We start from the raw sequence: 20458 nt of genomic DNA on the forward strand, positions 1-20458 counted from the left end.
CGTGGACGATGGGGACCGGGCCTTTGGCCGGTGACGATCGAGAGGCTGTCTAGAGTGGGACTTTTTGGCATGATCGACAGAACTTCCGTGCGCGTTGCGCTGCTGGCGCCGCTTGTCGCGTCCGGCCTCGCTCTGTCCGGTTGCATGGGCTCGCCTACCTACGGCACCGACAAGACGGCTGGCGAGCAGCTTGCCGGAGACCTTTCCGGCGCCTTCGCGATCACGCCCAAGCACAAGGAACAGATCGACTACAGGCCGCGTCCGGAGCTGGTAAAGCCGGCGCCGGGGCAGAAGGAAGTGCTGCCGCCGCCGCAGGAAAGCATCGAGACGGCGAGCACCGATTGGCCCGAATCGCCCGAGCAGCGCCGCGCCCGCCTGCGTGCCGACGCCACTGCCCACCAGGACGACCCGTCCTATCAGTCGGGGATCGTCGATGACGTGCAGACCGATCCGGCTTCCGTGAAGAAGGCGCTGGCGGATTCGGGCTCCAGCCACCCGCCGGCCTGGTCGCCGAAGGATTCAGACAAGGGCCGCGCCGCCGAGATCCAGCGCCGCACCGCAGAGCAAAAGCAGGGCGACCCCAACACTCGCAGATATCTGAGCGAGCCGCCTCTGGCCTATCGAGCTGCCTCCGACACGGCGCCGCAGGGCGAACTCGGCGAGGATGAATACAAGAAGGAACGCCGCCTCAAGAAGGAAGCGGCCGCCAAGGGCAAGAGCGGCGGGCTCTTCGACTGGCTGCCCTCCTGGTAGGAACCGTCGCCTTCGGTAGCTGAAGGCTCTACGTTTCGCGTCTTTCCCGAAAGAATTCCCTGAGCAGCAGCGCCGCGTCGGCCTCGGCCATGCCCGGATAGATGTCGGGCGTATGGTGGCAGGTCGGCGAGGCGAAGAAGCGCACGCCGTTGACCACCGCGCCGCCCTTCTCGTCGGCCGCGCCGAAATAGAGCCGGCGCAGCCTGGCGAAGGAAATGGCGCCTGCGCACATGGCGCAGGGTTCCAGCGTCACATAGAGGTCGTGGCCGGTCAGCCGCTCCCTGGAGAGCGTTTGGCAGGCCGCGCGGATGGCCAGCATTTCGGCATGCGCCGTCGGATCGGCAAGTTCGCGGGTGCGGTTACCGGCGGATGCCACCACCGTGTCGCCGCTGGCGATGACGGCGCCAACTGGAACTTCTCCGCGCAAGGCGGCGGCTTGCGCCTCTTTCAGCGCCAGCGCCATGAAATCCGGCCGCTTCACGCGGTTTCCATTCCGATTATCTCCTCGCCACTTGGCGGTGATCCTGTTATGGAGCGCGTCAACCCGAATATCGGAACAGATTTTCGGAAATGATCATGCGCCAAATCAAAGTGCTATAGCGTCCTTTGCGCGTCCGAAAGGATGCGCCACGCTGTAGCAGCGCAACAAGGCAAAGGCCACATGGACGACAACGACAAGAAATCTCCGCGCCACAAAGGCCCGGGCAAAAGCGGCCCTGGAGCCGCGGGGCCGCGCCGCGATGGCGCCGCCGGCAAAAGCGGCAAACCCTCCTTCGGGGCCAAGAAACCCTATTCACCGCGAGGCGCCCGGCCCGCAGCGGCTGAGGGCGAGCGGCCCAAGCGCGATTTCAAAAGTGGCGACCGGCCATTCAGCAAAGGTCCGCGTTCCGAAGGCAAGCCCTTCGAAAAGCGCGAGGGACCGCGCAAGCCATATGCACCACGCGGTGACCGGCCGATGGCAGCCGAAGGCGAGCGCAAGCCGTATGAAAAGCGCGAAGGGCCGCGCAAACCCTATGCGCCGCGTGGGGATCGCCCTATGGCGGCCGAGGGTGAACGCAAGCCGTATGAAAAGCGCGAGGGGCCGCGCAAGCCTTATGCACCGCGCGGCGATCGGCCGGTTGCGGCCGATGGCGAGCGGCCAAAGCGCGATTTCAAGGGCGGCGATCGGCCATTCAGCAAGGGGCCGCGTCCCGAAGGCAAGCCTTTCGAAAAGCGTGAAGGGCCGCGCAAGCCCTACGCACCGCGTGGCGATCGGCCTGCTTCCGCCGAGGGCGAAAAGCGTTTTGACCGGCCAAAGCGCGATTTTGGCGATCGCCCGCAGCGCGACGCCGGAGATCGTCCCAAGCGTGACTTCAGCGATCGCCCCAAGCGCGATTTCGGTGGTGACCGGCCGCAAGCATCTGGCGGCGCCTTCAAGCCGCGCCCGCGTCCGGCAGATGCGGAAGAAGCCGGCGAGCGTATCGCCAAGCGGTTGGCCCGCGCCGGCCTGGCGTCGCGCCGCGACGCCGAAGACCTGATCGCGGCGGGCCGTGTCAAGGTCAACAACCGGGCTTTGACCTCGCCGGCCTTCAACGTCATGCCGGGCGACATCATCCATCTCGACGGCATGGAGATCCCGCCGATCGAGCGCACCCGCCTGTTCCTGTTTCACAAGCCGGCCGGCGTCGTTACCACCAACCGCGACCCCGAGGGCCGCAAGACCGTGTTCGACGTGCTGCCGGCCGAATTGCCGCGGCTGATGACCATCGGCCGCCTCGACATCAACACCGAAGGCCTGCTGCTGCTCACCAATGATGGCGGTCTGTCGCGCGTGCTCGAACTGCCTGCCACTGGCTGGCTGCGCCGTTACCGCGTGCGCGTTCATGGCAAGGTCGAGGAAAGCATGCTCGCAGGCCTGCGTGAAGGCATTGCCGTCGACGGCGTCTTCTACGGCGCCATCGAGGCGACGCTCGATCGTGAACAAGGCACCAACGCGTGGCTGACGATCGGCCTGCGCGAAGGCAAGAACCGCGAAGTGAAGAACATCCTTGGATCGCTCGGCCTCGACGTGACGCGGCTGATCCGTATCTCCTACGGACCGTTCCAGCTCGACGATCTCGCCGAAGGCCATGTGCTGGAGATCAAGGGCCGCGTCTTGCGCGACCAGCTCGGCGAGCGACTGGTCGAGGAATCCGGCGCCAATTTCGACGCCGAGATCATCAAGCCGTTTTCCAACCAGCCGGTGCGGCGAGAGCGTGACGTGGAGCCGGAACGGCCGAAAGTCACCCGCGAGGGTGACCATCGGCCGATCGGCGAGGGCGGTCTGATCAAGAACCGCAAGCGCCGCGAAGGCAGCCGCGACGAAGCGCTCGGCAAGCTGTCGACCAGTCCCGAAAGGGGCGCGAGGCCGGAAAAGAGCTTTGGCGAACGCGGCCCGAGACCTGAGCGCAGCGAGTTTTCGGACAAGCCGCGCAGCGAGTTTCGCGAAAAGCCGCGCGGCGATTTTGGCGACAAGCCCCGTGGAGGCTTCGGCGACAAGCCGCGCGGCGCCTTTGGTGACAAACCGCGCGGCGGCAAGAAGCCCGAGCGCGAGCAGCGGCCGATCGATCCGCCGGGCCAGCGCAAGGCTAATGTCTGGATGGCGCCGGGCGCGCGTCCGATCGGCAAGGGCAGGGCGGAAGCCGATGCCGCCAAGGCGGCTGAGGCCAAGGCGCGCAAGGCGTCGTTCAAGCCGTCCTATGGCAAGCCGGGCGGAGCCAAGCCGTTCGGCAAGCCGGGTGGCGAGCGTCCGGATGGCGGTCGGGGCGGCGAGCGGCCACGCAACGGTCCCAAGGGCCCGAGGACCAGTTGATGCCGGGACTTAAATGAGATCCGGCCTTAAATGAGACCCGGGCATAAATGAGAATCGTCGGCGGCCAATTTCGCGGGCGTCCGCTGGCGACGCCGCGCGACCATGCCATCCGCCCGACGACCGACCGCGCCCGCGAGGCCGTCTTCAACGTGTTGGCGCACCGCTTTGCCGACAAGCTCGACGGCGCGCGTGTGCTCGACCTTTTCGCCGGCACCGGCGCTCTCGGCCTCGAAGCGCTGTCGCGCGGCGCTTCCTATGGCGTCTTTATCGAAGAATCGGCCGAAGGGCGCGGCCTGATCCGCACCAATGTCGAAGCTTTTGGCCTTACCGGCCGCACCAAGATCTTCCGCCGCGACGCGACCGCCCTGGGTGAGGCCGGTACGCTTGCGGCATTCGGCCTGGTCTTCGCCGATCCGCCCTATGGCAAGGGCCTTGGCGAGCGCGCCCTGCGCTCGGCCAGGGATGGCGGCTGGTTGCTGCCCGGCGCGCTCTGCGTGGTCGAGGAAGCCGCCTCGGCGCCCTTCGAGATTGGGCCGGAATTCTCGGTGGTTGATGAACGAAACTACGGCGAGACGGTGGTCCGGTTCATCGAGCTTGCGTAAGGGTGGGGCGATCGGCGCCTTCAAAATGACGCACAATTCACTTTGCCTCCGCGGCTAACCTTGCCTATCGTCGCGCGATAACAACCGGAGCCATCAATGACATTTCATACTGAATGGCTGCGGAGAGCCTTGCTCGCCACCGCGCTGACCATGGCCGGCCCGGCCCTGGCCGCGGATGATGGCAAGGTGGCCAACTTCCTGCTCGACAATGGCATGGAGGTGGTGGTCATTCCCGATCATCGCGCCCCCATCGTCACCCATATGGTGTGGTACAAGATCGGCAGCGCCGACGAGCCGCCAGGCAAGTCCGGCATAGCGCACTTCTTCGAACACCTGATGTTCAAGGCCACGACCAACCACGCCGCGGGCGAGTTCGACCGCGCCATATCGGCCATCGGCGGCTCCAACAACGCCTTCACCTCATATGACTACACTGCCTTCCACGAGACGGTGGCGCCCTCGGCACTTGGTGAGATGATGAGCTTCGAGGCCGATCGCATGCGCAACCTCATCTTGACCGACGAGGTCATCAAGACCGAGCGCGACGTGATCCTGGAAGAGCGCCGCTCGCGCATCGACAGCAATCCGCAGGCGGTGCTCGACGAAGAGGTCGACGCGACGCTCTGGCAGAACCAGCCCTACCGCATTCCGGTGATCGGCTGGATGCAGGAGATGGAGCAGTTGAACCGCACCGATGCGGTTGCCTTCTATGACAAATACTACCGCCCCAACAATGCGGTGCTGATCGTGGCCGGCGATGTCGAGCCGGAGGTCGTGAAGGCGCTGGCCGAAAAAACCTATGGCAAGGTCGCGCGCGGTCCCGACCTGCCCCCGCGCATCCGCCCGGTCGAGCCGGAGCAGAACACCAAGCGCACGGTAACGCTCACCGATGGGCGCGTTTCGGTGCCGAGCTTTTCGACGCAATGGGTGGTTCCGTCCTACCACACGGCAAAACCCGGCGAGGCCGAGGCGCTCGACCTGCTGGGAGAGATCCTTGGCGGCGGCAGCCGCAGCAGGCTCTACCAGCAACTCGTGGTCAAGCAAGGCATCGCATCGGCGACCGGCGCCTTCTTCCAGGGTACGATGCTCGACGCCACCAATTTCACCGTCTATGGCGCGCCGCGCGGCGACGCCAAGCTGAGCGACGTCGAGGCGGCCGTCGACGCCGAGATCGCCCGCATCGTCAAGGACGGCGTCACCGCCGATGAGCTGGAGAAGGCCAAGGCCCGCTATATCAGGGCCATGATCTTCGCCCGCGACAAGCAGGACGAGATGGCCAATCTCTACGGCGCCGAGCTCGCCACCGGCGGCAACGTCAGGGATATCGAGGAATGGCCGGACCGCATTCGCAAGGTCACCGCCGATGAGATCAAGGCGGTCGCCGCACGCTATCTGCTGCTCGATCGTACGACGACCGGCTATCTCTTGCCGCAGCAACAGGCGGGGAATTGATGATGACGAGATTGAGCGTTAGCGCTGCCCCTCACCTGCCTGCCGGCATCCTCTCCCCCTATAGTGACGGGGAGAGGGGCGCTGTCATCGTCGATTTCGCCAACCATCAGCGTCGTAAGAAGAGCGCCAGCGTCGCGGCGAGACCCCTTCTCCCCGTCACTATACGGGGAGAAGTGCCCGGCAGCGCGATGAGGGGCGGAGCTGACCTTGGCGATCAATGGCCTGATGCGATTGCTCATAGGCGCATCGCGGTTCTCCACGCCCTCGCCACACTGTTCCTCGGCATCTTCTTCCTCATCCTGCCGGCGCTTGCCGCGCACGCGATGGACATCCAACCGGTGACCTCGTCAAAGGGCGTCAATGCCTGGCTGGTCGAGGACCACTCCATTCCGATCATCGCCATCCGCTTCGTCTTCGATGGCGGCTCGACGCAGGATCCGGCGGGGCGGGAAGGGTTGGTCAATCTGATGACCGGCCTGTTCGACGAGGGCGCCGGCGACCTCGACAGCGAAGCCTTCCAGATCAAGCTTGACGATGCCGGCGCCGAAATGGGCTTCGAAGCGGCGCGCGACGGCACCTATGGCGCGATGCGGATGCTGGCCGAGCAGAAGGACGCGGCCTTCGACCTGCTCAGGCTGGCGGTCACCAGCCCGCGCTTCGACCAGGCGCCGATCGACCGCATCCGCGCCCAGATCCTGTCCGGCATCATCGCCAATGAGCGTGACCCCAACACCGTCGCGCAAACCAAATGGCTGCGCGCGATCTATGGCGAACATCCGTATTCCAGGCCCGACCAGGGCACCAAGGACAGCATCGCCACCATCACGGCGGCGGATCTGGCTGCCTTCCACAAGGCCAATTTCGCCCGCAGCGGCCTGCATGTTGCGGTGGTCGGCGACATAGATGCCGCGACGCTGAAACGGAAGCTCGATGAGGTCTTCGGCGACCTGCCGGAAAAGCAGGTGCTGCAACCGGTTGCCGATACCGAGCTGAAGCTCGGCCAGCAGCTCGAGGTCGACTACGACCTGCCGCAGACCTCGCTGCAGTTTGCCTATCCCGGTGTGAAGCGCGATGCGCCGGATTTCTTCCCTGCGGTGCTGATGAACCAGATTCTCGGCGGCGGCACCTTCACCTCGCGCCTCTATGACGAGGTGCGGGAAAAGCGCGGCCTGGCCTATTCCGTCGATTCCAACCTGGTCGATCACCAGCATTCCAACGCGCTGATCATCACCACCGCAACGCGTTCCGATCGCGCCGCCGAGACGCTCGGCATCGTCAAGGAGGTGGTCAAGAAGATGGCCGAGGAGGGGCCGACCGAGGCCGAACTGGACGCCACCAAGAAATACATGGTCGGCTCCTATGCTATCAGCAATCTGGATTCTTCCAGCGCCATTGCCGCGACCCTGGTGGAATTGCAACTCGACAATCTCGGCATCGATTACGTGCAGCGCCGCGCGGCGCTCATCAACGGCGTGACGCTCGATCAGGTCAAGGCAGCGGCGAAGAAGCTGCTGACGCCGGCGCCCGCGATCATGAGCATCGGGCCGAAGCTGGAGGGCAAATGACGAGCTCCACCTCGGGCCCCACCTTCGGTATCGCCTTTGGCGGCGGCGGCGCGCGCGGCCTCGCCCATATCCACATCGTCGAGGCGCTGGACGAGCTCGGCATCAAGCCGGTGGCCATTGCCGGCTCCTCGATCGGCGCCATCATGGGCGCCGGCATGGCCTCGGGCATGAGCGGCAGGGACATCGAGACCTATGCCCGCTCGATCCTCGGCCGCCGCGCCGAGGTGGCGGCGCGCATGTGGCGCTCGCGTCCCGGCACCATCGCCGAGGCGATGCAGGGCGGCATCCGCGTCAGCCAGTTCAACATAGAGCGCATCTTGAAGGCGTTCCTGCCGGAAGCCATCCCGGAAACCTTCGCCGAGCTGAAAATCCCGCTGAAGGTGACGGCGACGGACTATTTCGGTCACAAGCTGGCCGTCTTCGACGAGGGCGACCTGCATTCGGCGCTCGCCGCCTCGGCTGCCATTCCCGCCGTGTTCCGCCCGGTGACGCGCGACGACCGCGTGCTGATCGACGGCGGCATCTACAATCCGGTGCCGTTCGACCTGATCGAAGACGCCGCCGACATCATCATCGCGATCGACGTCGTCGGTGCGCCGAGCGAGGCCGAGCGCAAGCACCCGACCACGGTCGACCTGATGTACGGCGCCACGCAATTGATGATGCAGTCGATCATCGCCCACAAGCTGAACCAGCGCCCCCCCGACATACTGATCCGCCCGCCGGTGTCGAAATACCGCGTGCTCGATTTCATGAAGATCGACACGCTGCTTGCCGAGACGCAGGAGGTCAAGGACGAACTGAAGCGCGAGGTGGAAAGAGTGGTCGAGGCGCGTGCCAAGGGCAAGCGGGGGAAGAAAGTAGGGTGAGCTGCCGATCTCCCCCCTTGAGGGGGAGATGGCCGGCAGGCCAGAGGGGGTCGTCTCGCGTGAAGCTAGACCTCCTACTGTCGATAGGAGGTTGCGTCAGGACGGACCGACCGCCTCTGTCGCCTTCGGCGACATCTCCCCTCACGGGGAGATTACCCCACCAGCGTCTCACACCCTCCCAGCCGCATATTCCAGCGCCACCACGCCATTGCTGAACTGTACGGTCGAGATCGGCTCCAACGCCACCGGCATATCGGGCGGGAACAGCTTCTTGCCCTCCCCGACGGAGCCAGGGTAGCTCAGCAGCCTGACGCGATCGACCAGACCATGGCGCAGCAATTCCCGCGCGACGCTCAGGCTGCCATGCACATAGATGTTGCCGCCGCTGCCTTGCTTCAGCGCCCGAACCGCTTCCGGCAACACACCCTTCAGCAACTCGGCCGGTTTCCAGTCGAGTGCCTTCGGGCTCGTCGACGCGACATATTTCGGCAGCGCATTGAACCGGTCGGCGAAGTCTCCGGTTTCCTTGGGCCAAGAGCCGGCAAAAATCTCGTAGGTCGTGCGCCCCAGAAGCATGGCCCCGCTGTCGGCAAGCTCGTCCTCCTTGAACCTTTGCATCTCATCGTTCCAGGTCACGCTGGGCAGCTTCTCGACCTCGGCGATGCCATCGATGCTGATGAACTCGGTGATAATAAGGTTTCTCATGGCGCTCTCCTTCTTCTGTCAAAGGACGAACCGTGTGAGCCTTTTGCGACCGCTCTGCGAAAAAAAGCGCTTTGTTGAGCAGGCGTTGCTGTCGGGCGCTGGCCCATCGCGCTTAAAGGGGGGCGCTTCGGACACCATCGACAAACGCCAGAACGACCACACACGGAGCAACGCAGTAAACCAGTCTCGCTCTGCGGCCCGTCTTCGTCACAGCGTCGCTTGCGTCGAGATCGACGGTGATGTCCTCATAGCCCAGCACTTCGCGATCAAGCGGGTAGGCGGCCTTGTAGACAGCTTCCTTGGCGGCAAAAAGGATGCGACCGGCAAGACACGAGTCGGTTGCGTCGATCCGGTCAGCGGGGACTGCAACCAGCGCGAAGATGTCGTCGGGCAGGGGCAAAGCGGGCTCGATATCGATGCCGAGCGAGGCGACGTGGGAGAGCGGCGCGACGGCCGCCACGGCTATCTCGTCGTCGTGAGCCAGCGACCCCGTTACTCCATGAGGCCATACCGGTGCGCCGGAGGAGCCGCGGAGGATAGCGACGTCGTTCAAGCCCATATCCGCCAGCAACTCGTGCGCGATCCACCGCGCCGCGCCACTCGCCCGCCGCATCAGCGGCAGGCGTGACGGGATGGAGCGTGCTTCCTGCGGCAGCAAATGGTTCTCATCGCCTTCGCGGATCGTGCGGCATCCGATCCGAACGCCGGCCGGCGTCATGGCGGCCATCGCCGCCAGCAGATGCGCCGACAGGCTGGCACCGGCATCGGGCGGGCGCGTCATGGCTGTTCGCCCCGCAGAGCGAGGTCGGCGATCATTTCCCCGTCCTCGTCGGGCCCTTCTTCGACGAAACCGGCAGCGCGATAGAGGCGGCGTGCCGCTTCATTCCCAGGTTCGTAGCAGATCGAAACGTGGCTGATGTGGCCGAGCCGCATGATTTCATCCAGCACTTCGCGCAAAGCGGCCTTGCCGTAGCCTTGGCCCTGATGGACGCGACCGATCATGAAGCGGTAGATCCGCGCCTCGTCGTCGTCCTGCGGCGCCTCGTACATCAGGAAACCGACGACGCGATCCCCTGTCATGACGACGCGCGGCCGAGCGTCCCCGTCGGTTTCGGCTTCGTCCAGCGACTCCGCATTGCTGGCGACGAAATCCATCTGATCCGGGGCCAGCTCCAGGGCCGCGACCACAGCCCGGTTGGCCCCGGTCACCGAAACGAGGCGGATGTCTGCGCTCATCAAGCCGTTGCCTTGACGCCATCCTCTGGCACCGGCTCGACGAAGCGATGCAGCTTGGCCGGGTTGCCCCGCCAGATCGAGTTGGGCTCCAGCTCTTCGCCCTTCATCACGAAGGAGTCCGCGTCGACCGTCGAGCCTTTGCCCATCACCACGCCGTAGTGGACAAAGGCGGAAGGTCCGAGCGTGCAACCATCGCCGATGCGGATGAAATCGGACTTGAACGCGCCTTCTTCCAGCGAGTGGGCCTGAATGACGCAGCCCTCGTTGAGCGTGACGTCGTCGCCGATCTCGACCAGCGAGCGCTCGGTCAGGTTGCTGCCGCCATCATAGACCCGGCTGCCGACCTTGACGCCGAGCAGGCGCAGGATCATCGGCCGGAACGGCGTGCCGGCGAACAGGCGCACGATCGGCGAATCCGCCAGCTTCCAGTGGCGTTCGTGGCGCCAGAAGGCGACGTCGTAGATCGTCGTCATCTGCGGCTTTAACCGGCCAAAGCCAAGGCTTGCCCGCTCGACCAGAATGTAGAACGGAATGGTGATCGCCGAGGTCAAAAGCACGGCGGCGAACAGGGCGACCTCCGCCCATTCCGTATAGTAGTTTAGCGCCCGGTCCCAGATCGCCAGCGTGACGAACAGCATGACCCATTGCGTTGCCAGGAACAGAAGAATGGTCACCAGGTTGTGGCGGTTCTTGTGCGGGATGCGCCGGCGCCGGTCGGCCTCGTCGACGCCGGCGATAAGCTGCTTGTCGCGGTTCACCATGCGCGGGATTTCAAACGCAGGCGAACCGAGAAGGCCGACATTCTCGCGCACCGGCCCATCGATGGGGATCATCACCTTGGTGCCGAGCAGCACGTTGTCGCCGGTGCGGCCGTCCGGCGGATAATAGATGTTGTTGCCGAGATAGTTGCGTTCGCCGATGCGCGTCGGCTCGAGCCTGAAGGCCGAGGCGGATTTGTGCATGTTGATCATGAACAGCCCGTCCGAGACCATGGTCTCGGTGCCGATCTCGCACAGAAGCGGGTTTTCGTGCTGCTGGTTGGAGCCGAAATTGGAGCCGGTCTGCACCACTCTGTTGAGGTTCCAGCCGATGGCGCGCATGTAGTGCACGATTGCCGAGCTGTCGCCGGCCAGGAGCCCGAGCACGCGGGAATTGCTGGCGAATTCGGCGACGGTCTGCAGCCAGTAGCGGAAACCGTAAAGCGTGTAGGTGCGGCCCGGCTTCAAGATCAGGCTCGTCAGGCGCGGCACCAGCGTCGCTGCCAGGAAAGCCGCCGCGATATAGCCGAAAAGCGTGACCGTGGTGCCGATTGCGACAAGGCCGATCGTCTCCTGATAGTCGTCGCCGACATATTCCCAGTAGCTGTGGAACAGGAGCGGCAGCGGGGTGACAAGGCCAAACAGGCCGACCAACTGCAGCGCTTCATAGAGGAAGCGCCGGACCTGGTAAGGATTGACATTGCGCACCTTGCAATAGTCCGCCGTGGTCGGCACCGCCGGCGATCCATGCCAGTGCTCGCCGTCCGGGATGCTTTGCCCGCGATGCAGCGAGGACGAATGGCCGAGCTGGGCGCCGTTGCCGATCCTGGTGTCGATATCGAGCGTGGAGCCGACGCCGACGAAGGCATCGCGGCCGATGGTCAGCGGCCCGGTGTGGATATAACCGGAATGGGCCCTGAAGCCGAGGATCATCGATTCCTTGCGCAGGATGGTGTTGGCGCCGATGGAAATGAGATCCGTGCAGACGGGCACGGATTTGGATTCGATGACGGCGTTTTTCCCGAGTTTGGTGCCGAGCAGCTGCAGATAGAGGCTGTAGAGCGGGCTGCCGCGGAACAGCACCACGGGTGCGGTGCGGATCAACGTCTTGACCACCCAGAAGCGGAAGTAGCGCACGCCCCAGATGGGAAACGCTTCGGCCTTCCAGCGGCCGATGAGCACCCATTTGGCCAGGACGGCGAAGCCCGACATGCCGAAGAACACGGCGGCCGAGAGCGCCACGCACCGGATATAGAGCTGCAGCGGATCGTCGAGCGCGTCATACATCCAGTTGAGGCCGTCATTGATCGCCCAGAGCGCCACGTAGCTGTAGAGGCCGTAGAACGAAAGCTGCGCCGCGCCGCAGGTCCAGTAGGCGAAGTTCGAGGCTCGGCGGGTGAGGACCGGCTCGTTGGTTGCCGTCGTCATCTCCTCCGCTACGCCCAGATGCAGCGCCAGGCGCGCCACTGTAGGATAGAGATAGATGTCGCGCATCGACGTCGTCGCCCATTCCTTCCTGGTGCGCACGCGCGCGCAGAAATGCGCCATCAGCAAGGAGTTGGCGCCGAGGTCGTCGAAGAAGTGGTCCTCGACCGACACGGCGTCGAATTTCAGCGCCGTGGCCAGTGCCTCGGCCAGGAAGCGCTCGTCCTCATTGCCGGGCGGCACCATCGTGCGATCGGCCGAAAGCCGGACGCTCATCGGCTTCGGCAGCTGGCGCAGGTCTACCTTGTTGGAGACGGTCATCGGGATGGCAGGCAGTTCCTCCAGATAGGCGGGCACCATGTAGTCGGGCAGCCGCCGCTTCATCGTCTGGGCGAGATCCCCTCGGGAAATCGCCGCTACGCCGGTTTTAAGCGCGTAATAGGCGACGAGTTCGACGCGGCCGGGCTCGATCTCCCAGGTGGTGACGGCGGCCTGGGCGATCTCGGGCTGGCCGAGCAGCACCGCCTCGATCTCGCCGAGTTCGATGCGATATCCGCGAATCTTCACCTGCGTGTCGATGCGCCCGGCATACTCGATCTCGCCGCTATCGTTGATCCGGCCAAGATCGCCGGTGCGGTAGATGCGCTGCGACGGGTTGTTCGGCAGGCCGACGAAATCGGCGATGAATTTCTGGTCGGTCAGGTCCGGCCGGTTCAGATAACCGACGGCGAGCCCGATGCCGGCAATGCCGATTTCGCCCAGTTCGCCTGGCTCGGCAAGTTGCGGCAGCGAAGCGTCGAGAATGACGATCGAGTAGGTCGGCAACGGAACGCCGATGGTCACCGGACGGTCCGGCGTCAGCGCCCCCATCGTTGCGGTGACGGTCGCCTCGGTCGGCCCGTAGGTGTTGAGGATCTGCCGGCCCGGCTTCGACCAGCGCACCACCAGATTGTGCGGGCAGGCCTCGCCGCCCACCAGAAGCGTGCGCAGGCTGGGAACGTCCGATGTCATCGACGACAGCAAGGTCGGGCTGCAGGCCATGCAGGTGATGTCATGGAGGCGCAGGAAATCCGCCAGTTCCTCGCCCACCAGCGGCATCTGGCCAGGTGCCGGCACCACCGTCGCGCCGGCGACGAACGGCACCCAGATCTCTTCGGAGGAAAAGTCGAAGGCAATGGTCATGCCCTGATACACCCGGTCGCCCGGCCGGTAGCCGTAGGAGGCGGCCGCGACGTGTATGAAATTGACGAAGCTCTGGTGCGTGATGACCACGCCCTTGGGCTTGCCGGTGGTGCCCGAGGTATAGAGGATGTAGCAAATGTCGTCGGCCGCCTGCGGCTTCAGCGGCGCGGGCGACTGCGCGGAAATCTCGGCGGCGGCGCTGTCGATCAGCACATGCGGAACGGGCAGTTGACCGGCGCGCGACGCATAGGCGGCGATGGTGACGATCATGCTGACGGCGGCGTCTTCGATGATCAGCGCCATCCGCTCCTGCGGAAACGCGGTGGCCAGCGGCACGAAGGCAGCCCCCGCCTTCATCACCGCCAGCAACGCGACATAGGTTTCCGCCGATCGGTCGAGAATGAGCCCGACCCGGTGGCCCGGCCGCACGCCGTGCTTGATCAGCATGCGGGCGAACTGGTTGGCGCGGCTGTTCAGCTCCTGATAGGTCCACACGCGCCCTTCGGAGATCACCGCCGGCAGTGCGGCAAACGTTACGGCGAGCTGCTCGAACACCGTATCGAGCCGCTCACCCGGCTGCCGGGCAAAGTCGGCGCCCGTCAGGACCTGGCCGTTCCTTGTCGGGCCGCGAGCGATCCGTGCCAGCGCATCGATGCCTGGCAGGCCGCCGATCGGTGTTGCCGCGTCGCTGTCCAGTTCGGCGATATCGTAGTCCATGTCCATACTTTCTCGTCCTCGCCGGGCATCGCCCGGCTGTTCGTGCCGCCGCTGGAGGAGGCACTGCGCCGCCGCTGCGATTTTGTTGGTGGAGGGCTTCCAAAAAGGAAGTGCCCGGAATCCCGACGGGGAAGCTTATGCCACCCGATCTTTTCGCCGGTTTTTCCGAACTGTTGAATTTTGTTTCTGGAGTGTGTCTGGGCGGGAATTTGCCGGGCCTCGTCGACCCTTGCGGGGCAGGGGTTCAGCCTCAGTGGCGACCCGGAAAGAGACTATGAGCGAACCTCATGCGGACGGCGCCGGCGAGCTGTCTATAATGGAGCGCTACGGCGACCCAGCAGCAGAGCTATGCCCAACGCCGGAAGCGTCGCCGCCGCGACGGCGAAGAAGACGAATTGCAGCCCGGTCGACGCAGCGACCAGGCCGAGCGCCGGACTGCCGAAGCCGAGCGCCACGTCGAGGAAGACGGTGTAGAGTCCCATGGCCAGGCCGCGGCTGCGCGACGGAAGACGGCCTACGGCCTCGGCGCCGAGGCCGGGATAGACCAGCGAGTAGCCGAGGCCAGTCAGACCCGCTCCGATTGCGGCGACAACAGGCCCGGTCGCAAGCCAGATCAGCATCAGCCCTGCCGCCTCGACCACAACGAAGATCACGGCGACGCGTGCGCCTCCAAGCCTGTCGGGCAGGTGGCCGAAGCACAGCCTTGCCACAATCAGAGACGCAGCATAGGCCGTGAAAGGAAGCCATACCGGCTGCCAGCCCCGCTCGGCGAAGAGCAGGGCGCCGAAGCCCAGAATAGCACCATAGCCGAGGCTGCTGAAAGCAGCTCCGACGCCAGGAAGCCAGACCGCTTTCGCCACGCTCCTCCATGACTGCGGCACGCTGCCCGAGGCGGCGCTGGTGCCGCGCATCGGCAGGATGGCAAGCAGCGTCGCCAGCGGCAGGATGATCGTCGCGAGCGCGATCGCGGTTAAACCGCTCGCCGCATAAAGCGCAGATCCGACCGGCGCCCCCAGCGCGAGCGCCGCAAACATCGCCGTGCCCACCCAGGCTATGACTTTTCCGGAGTTCTGTCCGCCCGCAACGGAGAGGCCCCAGGCGACGCCGCCGGTGATGATGAAGCTCTCGGACGCGCCCAGCACCGCCCGTCCGGCGAACAGCGCCGATGCGGACGCTACCGGCCGGTCGAGCAATGCCAGCGAGCCGAGGTAAAATAGCCCGGCCAGGGCAGCGGCAATGAGGCCGACGACGACGGCCCGCTTGCCGCCGCGTCCATCGGCATAGTTGCCAGCGCCGATGCGCGACAGCATCGAGGCGACGAACTGGCTGCCCGTCACCAGTCCCACTGCGAAGGGGCCGAAGCCAAGCTGCTGGTGAAGATGCAGCGGCAGGACGGGTAGCGCCAGGCCGATCAGCAGGAAGCCGGCGAAGACGGCCGCCATGATCGGTACCAGCTCCGCCATGACGCCATTTCGGCCTGATATCCGCGCCATTTTGGTCAATCGGTAATCCAACTGTTCGGATCAGTAGCGTTCGTAGGTTACGCGCCAGCCTTCGGCCGGGTTGTCCGGCGTGAGGACCAGTTTATTGTCCGAGACCTCGAATTTGCGTTTCATGCTCTTGCCGACAAGGTTACGGACCAGGGAGGACTCGATGGTGATGACGAAGGTCTTGTCCTGGTCGTTGATGGCGACCGGCCCGTAATAGGCTTCGTAGCCATTCGCCGTGTAAGGCGTGTCCGGCGCCTTGGGGTCGGGGTTCTGCGCCTGCACCGAGAGGGTGCCGGCCTCGGTGAAGATGACCTGGCCGGAATAGGGCACGGGCTTCAGGTTTCCCTCGGCGCCGGCCTCCAGCGAAATCATGCGCCATGCGCCGATGATCGCGGATTCTTGCGAGAAAGCCGGCGTGGCGACCGAAAGCGCAAGCGCAAGGGCGGCAATCTTCAATCTCATCGTCATATGTTGTCCCTTTTCTGAGTTGTGGGTGCGCACAGGCCGTCCGCCCGATCTTTGCTCACACCGAAAGCATGACCTTGATGGCGCGACGCTCGTCCATGGCGCGGTAGCCTTCAGCGACCTCGGCCAGCGGCAGCTTGAGGTCGAAGACCTTGCCGGGCTTGATCCGACCTTGCAGCACACGGTCCATCAGGTCGGGCAGGAAACGGCGCACCGGCGCCGGGCCGCCCAGCATTCGTTTCTGGCCGAAGAATAGTTTTTGGCCGTCGAAGTTCACGCCATGCGGCACGCCGACATAGCCGATGGTGCCGCCGGGGCGGGAGCAGGCCAGCGCCTGGTCGAAGGATTCTCCCGTGCCGACGCATTCCAGCACGGAGTCCGCGCCGACGCCCTTGGTGAGTTCCTTGATGAGGGCCACGCCTTCCTCGCCGCGCTCAGCGACGATTTCGGTGGCGCCGAACTCACGGGCGAGCTTTTGGCGGCTGGCGTGCCGGCTCATGGCGATGATGCGCTCGGCGCCCATCTCCTTGGCCGCAAGCACGCCCATCAGGCCGACCGCACCATCGCCGACCACGACCACCGTCGATCCTTCGCGGACCTCGGCTGCGTCGGCCGCATACCAGCCGGTGCCGAGCACATCGGACACAGCCAGCAGGTCAGGGATGAGGTCGGCCGGCGGCACCTCGGCGGTGGCGACCAGTGTGCCATCGGCCAGCGGTACGCGGGCGTAAGGCGCCTGCGCGCCCGACATGAACTCGCGCTGCACACAAGACGACTGGAAGCCGAAGCGGCAATGCGGGCAGGTGTTGTCCGAGAGGCAGAACGACCCGACGACGAACTGGCCGGGGCGGACCGTGCGCACCTCTGCGCCGACCTCGACGACGATGCCGCAATATTCGTGGCCCATATGCATAGGCCCGGCGACCGGCTGCAGCCCGCGATAGGGCCACAAGTCCGAGCCGCAGATGCAGCTTGCCGACAGCTTGATGATGGCGTCCGTCGGCCGCATGATTTTCGGATCGGCGATTTCCTCGCAGCGTATGTCGCCCGGTTTGTGAAGAACGGTTGCAAGCATGTTGGTTCCTTTCGAGGGGAGAAGATCAGGCGCCGTAGTCGGCGTCGCTGACATGTTCCAGCCAGTCCACGACCTTGCCGTCCTTGACCTCCTGGAGGGCAATGTGAGTCATGGCGGTCCGAGGCGACGCGCCGTGCCAGTGCTTTTCGCCGGGAGCGAACCAGACGACATCGCCCGGACGGATTTCCTCGACCGGGCCATCCTCGCGCTGCACGCGGCCGAGGCCGGAGACGACGATCAGCGTCTGGCCGAGCGGATGCGTGTGCCAGGCGGTGCGGGCGCCGGGCTCGAAGGTCACCTGTGCGCCTTGAACCCGCTCGGCGTCGAAGGGATTGAAGAGCGGATCGATCCGCACCGTTCCGGTGAACCAGTCAGGCGGTCCCTTGCCGGAAGGCCTGGTGCCGGCGCGAACAATGTCCATGGTGATCTCCTTTGCGTCCTTAAATGCGTTCGATGCGAAGCGGGAATTTGCCGCGAATGTGCAGGGCCCGCTCGCCCTCGTCGAAGCGGCCAAGCCTGATCAGCCCGGGATGGCGGTAGTCGGCGTAGAACATGGCCAGGTTGCCCCAGGGCATGAAATAGCACAGGTCATAGGGCTGCTCGTCGGCGAACGGACCGCTTCCCTCCTGCGTCAGCTTGCGCGGCAGATAGGCGATCTTCTCGTTGTGGGCGTAGTCCTCGATCTCGAGGTCGAGCGGCAGCATGGAGAAGAAGTCGCGCGCCGAGGGATTGTCGTAGAGCGTGGCGGTCATGGTGCGGCCGTTGAAAACCATCCTGATCTTCATTTCGGTGGGCTCCTGGCTGACGGGAGATTGGCTTTCCTGGCCGGCGGCTGTGCGAGGCAGGGCCGCCGCCGCGAGCGCGGCGCCGAGCAATGTCCGGCGGCTGAGCGGCGCATGTTCGTTCGTCACGGCAAAGACCTCCGGGCCATATGCGCTGCGGCAAGGGCGGCGAGCGCCGACCCGCAGAGCAACACCGCGCCCAGAGTGAACGGTCCCCACCAGCCGACCGTATCGAACAGCGTGCCGCCGATCGCGGCGCCGCCGGTGATGGCGAACTGGATGACGGCTACCTGCAACCCGCCGCCGGCCTCCGCGTCGTTCGGCAACGTTCGGCTGAGCCACGTGCCCCAACCGACCGGCGCGGCCATGCCGAAGAAGCCCCAGGCAACGAGCAGCAGCGCTGTGGGACCCGGGAGTGCACCGAGGGCGATGAGCGCGGCGGCCAGCGCAGCCATGACCAGCGGGATGACGGTGAGGATGCTGAACAGACGCGTGCGCAAAAGCCGGCCGACGCACCATGTGCCGAGCACCCCGGCCAGCCCCATCGCCAGCAGGACCGCCGAGAGGGCGGCGATGTCGAGCCGGGTGACGTTCTCGAGGAAGGGCCGCAGATAGGTGAAGAGCGCGAACTGGCCCATGAACAGCATCATGATCGACGCCATGCCGGTGGCGACGGGAAGACGGCCGAGCAGCGCCAGCGGATTGCCGGCACGATTCCTGCGGCGCGGCGGCAGCGCCGGCAGGCTTGTCCACTGCCAGGCCAGCGCCAGGAGACCAAACGGCACCACGAGGAAGAAAGCGCCGCGCCAGCCGACATAGGCGCCAAGAAAACTGCCCAGCGGCGCGGCGATGGTGGCCGCAATGGCATTGCCGGCGTTCAGCATGGCGAGACCCTTCGGAACCATGTCTTGCGGCACGAGGCGCATGACGATCGCGGTCGACATCGACCAGAACCCGCCGATCGCGATGCCGAGCAGCGCCCGGCCGACCATGAGCAACGCGTAGTTCGGCGCGAAGGTGACAGCCAGACCGGACACGATGAGGAGGAGGGTGAAGCCGGTCACGACCAGTCGGCGGTCGATGTGGCGAGTGAGGCCGGCGACCAGCAGGCTGGTCACGACGGCGAAAGCGCCCGAAATCGAGATCGCCTGTCCCGCCCGGCCCTCGGTGATGCCGAGATCGGCCGCTAGCGGCGACAGCAGGCTGACCGGCATGAATTCCGACGCGATGAGCACGAAAACACACAGCGCCATCGACAACACCGCGCCCCATGCGGCGCGGTTTTCAACAAGCCTTGTGTCGTATGTGGTTTCCATGATTGGCATCCTGGCAAAGCGACCGGACGGATCAGCCGCCAATCCCCATCGCTGCCAGAAGATATTGCAGGGGAACCCATTTAAGTAGACTAAGCAATCCGCATGGACTTATCTGCTCATGATATGAATGTCCGATGGGAGGTGCCCTATGCAGCGCGATGGCATGAAGGATCTGCTCTGGTTCGTGGCGGTCGCCAGGGAGCGCAGTTTCACCAGGGCGGCGGCCAAGCTGGGAACCTCGCAGTCGACCCTGAGTTCGACAATCAAGGAGCTTGAAGCTCGCCTTGGCGTCCGCCTGCTGACGCGTACGACGCGGAGCGTCTCTCCGACCGAGGCCGGCGAGCGACTATTCCAATCTCTTGTTCCCCGCTTCGAGGAAATCGAATCCGACCTCGCAAGCCTGGTGGCCTTTCGCGACAAGCCCTCCGGAACGGTCCGCATCACCCTGTCCGACCATGCGCTCCAGACGACCGTCTGGCCGAAGCTCCAGCCCTTGCTCAACGACAATCCAGACGTGCGGGTCGAGCTCTACAGCGACAACGGCATGAAGAACATTGTGGAGGAGCGCTTCGATGCAGGCGTGCGGCTTGGCGAGAGCATCGACCGGGACATGATCGCAGTGCGCATCGGGCCGGATTGGAGGCTCGTGGCCGTGGCTTCGCCGGACTACTTTTCCCGCCATCCGGTTCCGACCGCGCCCCAGGACCTGGTCGATCACGACTGCATCAATATGCGGCAGGCGACGTTCGGTGGATTGTATGCCTGGGAATTCGCCAGGGATGGCCGCGACCTTCGTGTGCGGGTGGAAGGCCAACTCACCTTCAATTCGTCCATTCCCATGATCGAGGCTGCGACAAGCGGTTTTGGCATCGCCTATGTCCCGGAAAACCTCGTCAGCCACCACATCGCCGAGGGACGCCTCAGGCTCGTGCTTGACGACTGGAGCCCGCCATTTGCCGGCTATCACCTCTACTATCCAAGCAGGCGGCAGCTCTCCCCCGCGATGGCGGTGGTCATCGACGCGCTCCGCCATCGCATCTGACCCGAGACTGTTTGGATCATGAAGCTGAGCTCGGTAATGGCAGGTCCCTACCTGGGCATCGCCAGGCTGTTCATGCCGCCGCTGGAGCATGCACTGCGCCGCCGCTGCGATTTTGTTGGTGGAGGTCCAAAAAGGAAGAACCCGGAATCCCGACCGGAAAGCTTATGCCACCCGATCTTTTCACCGGTTTTTCC

18 protein-coding genes are annotated in these 20458 nt (G+C 64.9%); 7 read left to right on the plus strand and 11 right to left on the minus strand.

Annotated features, from left to right (window positions below; all coding sequences use genetic code 11):
• Nucleotides 1-69 precede the first annotated feature (69 nt).
• On the plus strand, nucleotides 70-753 hold the full coding sequence (locus tag X757_RS164165) for a hypothetical protein (protein WP_023682973.1): 684 nt from the start codon (nucleotides 70-72) through the stop codon (nucleotides 751-753).
• 28 nt (nucleotides 754-781) lie between these two features.
• Here the strand turns inward: X757_RS164165 and X757_RS164160 are convergent, their stop codons facing one another.
• Nucleotides 782-1234 carry a nucleoside deaminase gene (locus X757_RS164160; protein ID WP_023724815.1) on the minus strand — a complete coding sequence of 151 codons (453 nt, stop codon included), beginning with the start codon at nucleotides 1232-1234 and terminating at the stop codon, nucleotides 782-784.
• A 180-nt stretch (nucleotides 1235-1414) separates the two neighbouring features.
• On the opposite strand from X757_RS164160, the gene X757_RS164155 reads away from it, so the two are divergent.
• The 5 genes from X757_RS164155 (at nucleotide 1415) to X757_RS164135 (ending at nucleotide 8071) form a co-directional block, all read left to right on the plus strand.
• Entirely contained in the window at nucleotides 1415-3583 is a 2169-nt protein-coding gene (locus tag X757_RS164155; protein ID WP_023724816.1) for a pseudouridine synthase, read from the plus strand.
• A 47-nt stretch (nucleotides 3584-3630) separates the two neighbouring features.
• Complete coding sequence (gene rsmD / locus X757_RS164150) at nucleotides 3631-4185, plus strand: 16S rRNA (guanine(966)-N(2))-methyltransferase RsmD (RefSeq protein ID WP_023671544.1); 555 nt, start codon at nucleotides 3631-3633, stop codon at nucleotides 4183-4185.
• Nucleotides 4186-4281: 96 nt separating this feature from the next.
• Nucleotides 4282-5637, plus strand: a complete 1356-nt coding sequence (locus X757_RS164145; RefSeq protein WP_023715212.1) for a pitrilysin family protein — start codon at nucleotides 4282-4284, stop codon at nucleotides 5635-5637.
• Nucleotides 5638-5825: 188 nt separating this feature from the next.
• The gene (locus X757_RS164140) at nucleotides 5826-7202 is read left to right on the plus strand and encodes a pitrilysin family protein (protein WP_023724817.1); all 1377 of its coding nucleotides are present in this window, start codon (nucleotides 5826-5828) and stop codon (nucleotides 7200-7202) included.
• Nucleotides 7199-8071: a patatin-like phospholipase family protein gene (locus X757_RS164135; protein ID WP_023724818.1), complete on the plus strand. Its 873-nt coding sequence runs from the start codon at nucleotides 7199-7201 to the stop codon at nucleotides 8069-8071. The genes X757_RS164140 and X757_RS164135 overlap by 4 nt, the downstream gene beginning before the upstream one ends.
• 168 nt (nucleotides 8072-8239) lie before the next feature.
• Here X757_RS164135 and X757_RS164130 read toward each other — a convergent pair whose 3' ends face one another.
• From X757_RS164130 to X757_RS164085, 10 genes are all read right to left on the minus strand, one after another.
• Complete coding sequence (locus X757_RS164130; protein ID WP_023697685.1) at nucleotides 8240-8776, minus strand: dihydrofolate reductase family protein; 537 nt, start codon at nucleotides 8774-8776, stop codon at nucleotides 8240-8242.
• A 112-nt stretch (nucleotides 8777-8888) separates the two neighbouring features.
• Nucleotides 8889-9557 (minus strand): 4'-phosphopantetheinyl transferase, encoded by a 669-nt coding sequence (locus X757_RS164125; protein ID WP_023724819.1) that lies wholly within the window; start codon nucleotides 9555-9557, stop codon nucleotides 8889-8891.
• Nucleotides 9554-10012, minus strand: coding sequence for a GNAT family N-acetyltransferase (locus tag X757_RS164120; RefSeq protein ID WP_023724820.1), 459 nt, complete (start codon nucleotides 10010-10012; stop codon nucleotides 9554-9556). The genes X757_RS164125 and X757_RS164120 overlap by 4 nt, the downstream gene beginning before the upstream one ends.
• Nucleotides 10012-14100: a Pls/PosA family non-ribosomal peptide synthetase gene (locus tag X757_RS164115; RefSeq protein WP_023724821.1), complete on the minus strand. Its 4089-nt coding sequence runs from the start codon at nucleotides 14098-14100 to the stop codon at nucleotides 10012-10014. Before X757_RS164115 ends, X757_RS164120 begins: the two co-directional genes overlap by 1 nt.
• Nucleotides 14101-14405: 305 nt before the next feature.
• Nucleotides 14406-15587, minus strand: a complete 1182-nt coding sequence (locus X757_RS164110) for an arabinose transporter (RefSeq protein WP_031250954.1) — start codon at nucleotides 15585-15587, stop codon at nucleotides 14406-14408.
• 30 nt (nucleotides 15588-15617) lie between these two features.
• Nucleotides 15618-16052, minus strand: coding sequence for a lipocalin-like domain-containing protein (locus tag X757_RS164105; protein ID WP_023724823.1), 435 nt, complete (start codon nucleotides 16050-16052; stop codon nucleotides 15618-15620).
• Between the two features lie 55 nt (nucleotides 16053-16107).
• Nucleotides 16108-17124 carry a zinc-dependent alcohol dehydrogenase family protein gene (locus tag X757_RS164100; RefSeq protein WP_023724824.1) on the minus strand — a complete coding sequence of 339 codons (1017 nt, stop codon included), beginning with the start codon at nucleotides 17122-17124 and terminating at the stop codon, nucleotides 16108-16110.
• 25 nt (nucleotides 17125-17149) lie between these two features.
• A complete protein-coding gene (locus X757_RS164095) occupies nucleotides 17150-17545 on the minus strand; it encodes a cupin domain-containing protein (protein WP_023724825.1) in 396 nt (131 codons plus the stop codon).
• 19 nt (nucleotides 17546-17564) lie between these two features.
• The gene (locus X757_RS164090; protein WP_023724826.1) at nucleotides 17565-18035 is read right to left on the minus strand and encodes a cyclophilin-like fold protein; all 471 of its coding nucleotides are present in this window, start codon (nucleotides 18033-18035) and stop codon (nucleotides 17565-17567) included.
• On the minus strand, nucleotides 18032-19222 hold the full coding sequence (locus tag X757_RS164085; protein ID WP_031250955.1) for an MFS transporter: 1191 nt from the start codon (nucleotides 19220-19222) through the stop codon (nucleotides 18032-18034). The genes X757_RS164090 and X757_RS164085 overlap by 4 nt, the downstream gene beginning before the upstream one ends.
• A 148-nt stretch (nucleotides 19223-19370) precedes the next feature.
• Here X757_RS164085 and X757_RS164080 point away from each other — a divergent pair, with 148 nt between their 5' ends.
• Nucleotides 19371-20264, plus strand: a complete 894-nt coding sequence (locus X757_RS164080) for a LysR family transcriptional regulator (protein ID WP_023724828.1) — start codon at nucleotides 19371-19373, stop codon at nucleotides 20262-20264.
• Nucleotides 20265-20458: the final 194 nt, after the last annotated feature.

The sequence above is a fragment of the Mesorhizobium sp. LSHC412B00 genome (assembly GCF_000503035.1).
Lineage (GTDB): Bacteria > Pseudomonadota > Alphaproteobacteria > Rhizobiales > Rhizobiaceae > Mesorhizobium.